Source organism: Fischerella sp., from assembly GCF_013388695.1.
In the GTDB taxonomy this organism is placed as follows: domain Bacteria; phylum Cyanobacteriota; class Cyanobacteriia; order Cyanobacteriales; family Nostocaceae; genus PCC9605.
In genome coordinates, this window is sequence record NZ_JACAEU010000052.1 from 1 (window position 1) to 7608 (window position 7608).

Here is a 7608-nt window from a genome sequence, read left to right on the forward strand (position 1 = left end):
GGAGGGCATCTCGCTACCGCTTCTGGACAACGTGTAAGACCATCTAAAGGCACTGCTTTTAGAGGCAATGTTGGGTGAAGGAAGAATCTCCGCCGTTCTACGGCGGGGAGTTGTCAAATTTTTTACCCTTGTATCCTCAGAAGCATCGATGCAGCAGAAAGTTCTTGATAGAAAAGAAGCCTCATCATCAACCACAAAGGCGTTTTTATATTCAAGTGAAGTTTATTATGCTCCTTGCTTCGGTTGTAACGGTCACAAATGCTATTTAACGAGACTTTGACGAAGCAATAAAGGTTGTAGGCGCTAGTTCTAAAAAAGGGCGATCGCTCAAAAACTGATAGAACAGAGGTTCGTGCTCAAACCAAATTGAATCTCTCGTTGTAGTACTAAAGAGTCGAGATATAAAGACTCTTGGCTGGTTTTGCCGATCAGGTTTCAGTCAAATATAGAGTTGAGGGTTGAACAATCAATGCAAGTATCAGAACGACGAGTGTTAAGGAAGCTCTTTGTGGGTTTACTTCTTTTTGTTGGAACAATCTTGATTTTTTTTGGAACAACCTTGATTGTTCCTGAAAACTCAGCAGCTAATGAAGCGGAGATCCAGCACCACTCTAGGCAGGCACTGGATCATATGCTAAAAGGAGAACATCACAACGCACACGACAAGCTCACCCACATAATTAATCATCTCGATCCCAACATCCCGGAGGTATACTACGAGCGAGGAACTACGCATATCGCAACAGATAATATAAATGCAGCTCTTGCAGATTATCAAAAAGCCAAAGATTTATATACCGCTAAGGGAGATTTGGAAAGCGCAGCCTTGATGCAAGATATTATTGACGAAACTCGTGCCCAATTTGGAACCAGTAGTCAATAGGGTTACATAGCGATTAACTTTTGAAAAGCCTCAAAACCATACTCAACTTTACTTACAGCTATAGATGCAGTTATTAAAACTTTCAAAACTTCTAACTTCTGGAAATAGATTCTAGTAGATTGCACAGTATTCGTCCATAAAGAAAGACTTTTGGCTTGGGGCATCTTGGCTCAGTCATAGCTCACTTCGAGCTTACAAACCTATCGTCTCATTTTACTCTCCTTACGGAAACCCGCTCTCTCCCAATACGGACATCCTTCATCCTTACTCTTTATATTTGGTGACTTTTCTACAAGCTGTGAACTTAAAATAGAGAGTGTTGTAAAGAAATGTAAGGTTTTTCATGGCGGATCAGTTAATTCGCGCCACAGCAGCCGATGGCGGGATTCGTGCAGTAGGCGCAATCACGACTCGTCTGACAGAAGAAGCACGACAGCGCCATAAGCTTTCCTATGTAGCAACCGCTGCCCTAGGTCGGACTATGGTAGCAGGCTTGTTGATGGCATCCAACATGAAGCGAACTGGCTCTAGAGTCAACATCAGGGTAAAGGGTGATGGGCCTTTGGGTGGTATACTGATAGATGCAGGCTTAGATGGCACAGTACGCGGTTATGTAGAAAATCCAGCAATTGAGTTACCTCCAAATGCTAAAGGTAAGCTAGATGTTGGTGGTGCAGTTGGTGAGGGCTATCTCTATGTCGTACGCGACATTGGTTATGGCTACCCCTACTCCAGTACAGTTGAACTCGTTTCTGGTGAAATCGGAGATGATGTGGCTCATTACCTCGTCACTTCCGAACAAACACCTTCAGCTGTGGTTTTAGGTGTATTCGTGCAACCAAATGGAGTAACCGCCGCTGGCGGTTTGCTGGTGCAAGTGTTACCCAAAGCAGCCAGGGACGAAGCTTTAATAGAAACCTTAGAATCACGAGTTGCTGCTTTAACAGGATTTACTCCTTTGCTACAAGCTGGCAAGTCTTTAACAGAAATTTTCCAAGACTTGCTGGGAGATATGGGGTTAGTAATATTTCCTGAAACTCAAATGCTACGCTTCCACTGTGGTTGCTCATTTGACCGTGTCTTAAAAGCGTTGAAATTGTTGGGAGAAGCAGAATTGCAAGACATGATTATCAAAGATGATGGTGCAGAAGCAACTTGCGATTTTTGTGGTACAGTTTACCAGGCAAGTAGCGACCACTTAGCCCAGCTCATTGTCGATTTGCAAGCAGAATCTGCAGCTACCAAATAAAAGTATAAAATAGTACCTTTTATTGGGGTTTGTAATGATATCTATGGAGGTAAGAGATTGCAAGAGGTAGCTTTTTCCTAAGGAGAAGGTTACTATGGCAACAATCGAAGTCGCGATTTAAAGCAGATTGCTGTTAATTTATGATGGTGTGAGAGATGACAGAGCGGGATATTCCAGAAAGTTGGTCACTAGGCAGAACAAGAGAGCCAGATACAATGACAAGATTATCCCAAACACGGCAGATTGGTGAAACTCAAGAGTCTGATGTGCCAACTACTGGTTCCGACTCTAAGCCTGTGAAGCGCTCAAAGCAAAGCAATTTCAAACAACCACCTTCAGGTGGTCGTGGTTCTGGGAAATTGCCACGTTTGTTAACAAGTTGGGTTCTGTGGGCGTTTGTGCTAACGCTAGTTCCTGGAACCATAGCGTATATGTCAATGGCAATGCTATTAAAGTTGCCATCTGCCCCCAACTGCCCATCAATTTTCTGGCCGCTTGCGAGTGCGTCGGTGCGCCTACATTGTGCCCAACTAGCAGCATCCAAGCAAACGGTCAAAGACCTGCTGCAAGCGATCGCCCTAGTCAAACAACTGCCAGACAGCCATCCCTTACGAACAGAAATCGACCGTTCTATCGAACAATGGTCGCGAGATATTTTGAAACTAGCAGATAATAGTTTTCAAGCAGGCAAACTAGAAGAAGCGATCGCCACTGCCAATCAAATCCCCGAAGATGTCCCCACCCGCACACTGGTAAAAGACCAAATTTCCCAATGGAACTCAACTTGGTCTGAGGCAGAAAATATCTACCGAAAAGCGGAAGACGAAATGCGCGAACAACACTGGCACGACGCATTTATGGCTGCCGCTAAATTGCTGCGAGTCGAGAATAAATTCTGGGCAAGTATAAAGTACGACGAATTAAATCGCCTAATTACTACTGCTCGGGAAGATGGCGACAAGCTCATCAAAGCTGAAAGCTTGGCACAAACCGACAATGTGGATAACTTACTCAAAGCCATCAAGTTGGTAGAATCAATCGGAACAAATAGCTACGTCTATCAGAAGGCTCAAGAGGCAATTCCAGAATTAGGACGCAAGATGCTTGATTTAGCGCAGACAAAGCTAGATCAACGCAACGCGGATGAAGCCATCTCCATTGCTCAGCAAATTCCTCCGAGTACTGGATTACAGTCGGAAACTGAAGATTTTATTGCCTTGGCAGAAGCGCAAGCTAATGCTTGGATAGGTAATGTTGCTGGTCTAGAGACAGCAATTGCCCAAGCCCAACAAATCGACCCCTCAAGGGCAATTTACGACAAAGCACAACAGCTAATTGCTCGTTGGCAAATAGAAATTGAAGATGTCTCCAAGTTAGAAAAAGCGCGAATGCTGGCTAGCCAAGGAACAATTAACGATTTGACCGCAGCTATTGCCGAAGCACAACAAGTCCCCGATAGCAATCCCCGCAGCGAAGAAGCAAGAGAAGAAATTAATCGCTGGGTTGCTGAGATTCAAACAATTGAAGATAGACCTTTTCTAGAACGTGCCGAAGAGATTGCTTCGTTTGAGGATGTTAACTCTTTACAAGCAGCGATCGCTGAGGCAAATCAAATTCGTCGCGGTCGGGCATTATACCGAGAAGCACAAAGAAAAATTGCTATTTGGACGGCAAAGATTCAGTTAATTCAAGACCAGCCTTATTTGACTCAAGCACGAGAACTAGCTAGTAATGGCGATCTCCCCGGAGCAATTAACACCGCTCAACAGATTACATCGGGAAGGGCACTTTCTAGTGAAGCCCAAGCAGCTATAAATGATTGGCGCGGACAAATTCGCGATAGCGAAAATTGGAAGAGAGCGCGAGAAGTAGCATTGACTGGGACTCCGCAAGCTTTAGCACAGGCAATTAATATAGCAGAGCAAGTGCCTCGTAACAGCGTTTTACGCAGTGAGATCGACGTAGCGATTGACCGATGGAGTCAGCAACTGTTAGACATGGCGCGTTCTCAGGGCGAAGCTGATATATCAAGAGGGATTGAGACAGCCAGCCTCATTCCACGTGGTACAGCAGCTTACAGGGCAGCACAACAGCAAATCCGTTCTTGGCGTCAGTTTCTTAATCCAGAGCCAGAACAACAATTCAATCCATTGATGCCATCAACACCTGAACAACAGCAGTAAGCTGAAACACATCCAAGTTGTATATTTAATTCTTATTATTAAAATTCTTGGCGTTGCATAATTGCGAGATGATTTTGGAATTTGCACCAACAATAATCACTGTATCCCCGCGTCAGCCTCAATCATCTCATTATTCAGCAACGTCAAACTCTTTTGTGGTGGACATATTGGCATTGGTGCCAACTTAAGTAAGGATTGCCCCAAAGGAATTGGCAGAGAAATTACTGCGTGTCTATATAAGATTTACCGTAGGGGGGAAGATACCCCTCACTACAATCTGTTGAATTAACGATACATATGTTATAAAGGGGATTTAATTGCTAGTTAGACCATCTGACAAAATTTCATGCCAAAGTTTAACCCTAGCAAAGATTATCATTTTTGGAATTATGAGCTATCATCTTTCGCTAGGCAGTAATATTGTGGTTCAAAATGCTGTTCTGAATAATTTAGTTGGAAAAGATCGTGATGCACCAAAATATAGGCAAACTTTAGAAAAGCTGAATGCGCTCTAGCGCCACTAACAACAGCTTTTGACTTCCTGTTTATCTCAAGAAAATTTTTGAATTCTGATTTGAGGCAATTTAATGAACACCACCGATTTTAACAAAAAAAACACTCAAAATCAAGGATGGCGACACCAACCGCTATACCAGGAACAAAATCTGATTGAAATAGATTTTCAAGATGAAAATCTCGAAATACCAGATGTTTCTGGAGAAAGTTCAATTTATAATTTATCAAATCGTGGTCGAGTAGTTATTTTGATTGATGGCTCCAACTTATTTTATGCAGCTTTGCAACTAGGTATTGAAATTGATTACTCTAAACTACTTTCCCATTTAGCAAAAGGTGGCAGGTTGTTGCGCGCTTTTTTCTACACTGGTGTTGATCGCACCAACGAAAAACAACAGGGTTTTCTGTTGTGGATGCGTCGCAACGGCTATCGTGTAGTGACCAAAGATGTAGTTCAGTTTCCTGATGGTTCTAAAAAAGCCAATTTGGAGGTAGAAATCGCCGTAGATATGATGACCTTAGCTTCCTACTGCGATACTGTGGTTCTAGTTAGTGGAGATGGAGACCTCGCTTATGCTGTTAACGCTGTTTCCTACAAAGGCGTGAGGGTTGAAATTGTTAGTCTACGCTCGATGACAAGTGACAATTTAATTAATGTCGCTGACTGCTTTATTGACCTCGATAGCATTAAAGAAGAAATTCAAAAAGTTTCCCCAGCTAATAGCTATATGTAGAAGCTTGGGATTAGGGACTAGAGACTCGAACAGAGGAATTCTTATTTCTTTAATGCGATCGCTTTGGTTGAACTGTTTTAATTTGAAATGCGGTTTGATAGCTAGGTTAGCTTTTTCTGTAAGATTAATGAGAATTTTCTCAATTAGTGAAGCTTTTTAGCTGTTTACCTGTTGTGTTCCCTCAGCAGTCCACTAACGGATGTCAACAAAGCAATCAATATTCAGAGATTGCATCGCGATCGCGACACTCATTTTTGAAATCTGGACAAAAAGCACTTTCAAAGACTGCGGGAAAGGGGAAATTTCTTTCTCGTTTCTCTTAATCATGCTATAATTCATCTGTTAACGTCGTATAATTAGACGAAGCAAGGGCGCGTAGCTCAGTGGATTAGAGCGTCAGATTCCGGTTCTGTAGGTCGGGGGTTCGAATCCCTCCGCGCTCGTTTTATTTGCAGTATCACAATAACCCAACACAACAACAGTAGGGCTGTATTCGGCTAACTTCAGAACTGGATGCCCAAAGCAGCTGGGTATGTATGCTCAGTTTTTTCCTCTTGCTAAGTCTTTAAAAATGAAACTTTATACTTGAATAAGAAAGAGTTGTTTTCAATTAGGAGGGGAGAGCAATGGCTCCCAATCCCGCCATCATGCAAGCTGTTGAACGATTGGGCTACCGCGTTACCGTGGGCGATGTGGCAACCCAGGCAGGCTTGAATGTCGAGATAGCCAATCAAGGATTATTAGCCCTTGCATCTGATGCTGGCGGACATATGCAAGTTGCAGAATCAGGTGATATTGTTTACCAATTTCCGCGCAATTTTCGAGATGTTTTACGTAACAAATACTTGCGCTTACAGTTGCAGGAATGGTGGAAAAAAGTCTGGAAGGTTCTTTTTTACCTGATTAGGATTTCTTTTGGCATTTTCCTGATTGTTTCCATCGCCTTGATTTATATCACCATCCTCATTATCATTATGTCTGCGAACTCCGATCGCGATAGCAGCGATCGCGGTAGTGATTTTGGAGGGGGCTTTTTCTATTTCCCTAATTTCTTCTGGTATCTCAGCCCTAATTACGACACTTACTACCAAGAACGACGGCAGGAAAAAAGCGAGCTGAATTTCTTTGAAGCTGTATTTTCGTTTTTGTTTGGCGATGGTAATCCTAATGCCAACTTAGAAGAACGGCGCTGGCAAGAAATTGCCGCCATCATTCGCAATAACAAAGGTGCAGTGGTAGCCGAACAAATATCTCCTTATCTTGATGATATTGGTGAGAAATATCAACAAGAGTATGAAGACTACATGCTGCCGGTTTTGACTCGCTTTAATGGACAACCGACGGTAAGTCCTGAAGGGCAGATTGTCTATTATTTCCCAGAACTACAAGTAAGTGCTGCTAAAAAGCGTCGTGGCTCCTTAAAATCCTATTTAGAGGAATTTCCTTGGCGGTTTAGTGCTGCTTCGTCAGGACAAATTCTCTTAAGTGCTGGATTGGGTGTAGTCAATTTTGTAGGTGCTTTAATCTTAGGAAGTTTGTTGAGAGATGGTACAGCAGCTGCTGTATTAGGTGGACTAGTAGCTTTTGTCCAAGGATTTTACTGGCTGCTGTTGGGCTATGGTACAGGTTTCTTAGCCTTGCCGTTAGTGCGTTATTTCTGGATTAAGTGGCGCAATCGTAAAATTGCCGAACGCAACCACCAAAGACAAGCAAGAGCAAGGGTATTGGCAAGTGCTGATACTCAATTACAGCAAAAAATCGGTTATGCACAGCAGTTTGCAGCAGAAAAAGTTATCGGCAAAGAAGATTTGGTGTACTCTACCGAGACTGACTTGCTAGAACAAGAAGTTGAGCGTAGTGCCCAAATTGACGCAGAGTGGCAAAGGCGTCTTGAGGAAGGGAGTAGGGAATAGGAGATGGGGAGAGTGGGGGAGTGGGCATTGGGCATTGGGCATAGTTAACAACCATTAACTACTAACCACTAACCACTAACCACTAACCACTAACCACTAACCACTAACCTCTAACCACTAACCACTAACC

General features: G+C 43.1%; 6 protein-coding genes and 1 tRNA gene. 6 read left to right on the forward strand and 1 reads right to left on the reverse strand.

Features of this window, described 5'->3' with window-relative positions; all coding sequences use genetic code 11:
* On the reverse strand, positions 1–195 hold a 195-nt coding region (locus HXY43_RS07675; RefSeq protein WP_290881858.1), incomplete at its 3' end, for a hypothetical protein.
* Between the two features lie 274 nt (positions 196–469).
* On the opposite strand from HXY43_RS07675, the gene HXY43_RS07680 reads away from it, so the two are divergent.
* The 6 genes from HXY43_RS07680 to HXY43_RS07705 all read left to right on the forward strand — a co-directional run bounded on the left by HXY43_RS07680 (position 470) and on the right by HXY43_RS07705 (position 7478).
* On the forward strand, positions 470–883 hold the full coding sequence (locus HXY43_RS07680) for a hypothetical protein (protein ID WP_290881861.1): 414 nt from the start codon (positions 470–472) through the stop codon (positions 881–883).
* Positions 884–1226: 343 nt separating this feature from the next.
* Positions 1227–2132, forward strand: coding sequence for an Hsp33 family molecular chaperone HslO (gene hslO, locus HXY43_RS07685; protein WP_026732659.1), 906 nt, complete (start codon positions 1227–1229; stop codon positions 2130–2132).
* A 155-nt stretch (positions 2133–2287) separates the two neighbouring features.
* Positions 2288–4315, forward strand: coding sequence for a chromosome segregation ATPase (locus HXY43_RS07690; RefSeq protein WP_290881865.1), 2028 nt, complete (start codon positions 2288–2290; stop codon positions 4313–4315).
* A gap of 587 nt (positions 4316–4902) precedes the next feature.
* Positions 4903–5565, forward strand: a complete 663-nt coding sequence (locus HXY43_RS07695) for an NYN domain-containing protein (protein WP_026732657.1) — start codon at positions 4903–4905, stop codon at positions 5563–5565.
* A gap of 369 nt (positions 5566–5934) precedes the next feature.
* Positions 5935–6008, forward strand: a tRNA-Arg gene (locus HXY43_RS07700).
* A gap of 183 nt (positions 6009–6191) precedes the next feature.
* The gene (locus HXY43_RS07705) at positions 6192–7478 is read left to right on the forward strand and encodes a hypothetical protein (RefSeq protein WP_290881869.1); all 1287 of its coding nucleotides are present in this window, start codon (positions 6192–6194) and stop codon (positions 7476–7478) included.
* Positions 7479–7608 lie beyond the last annotated feature (130 nt).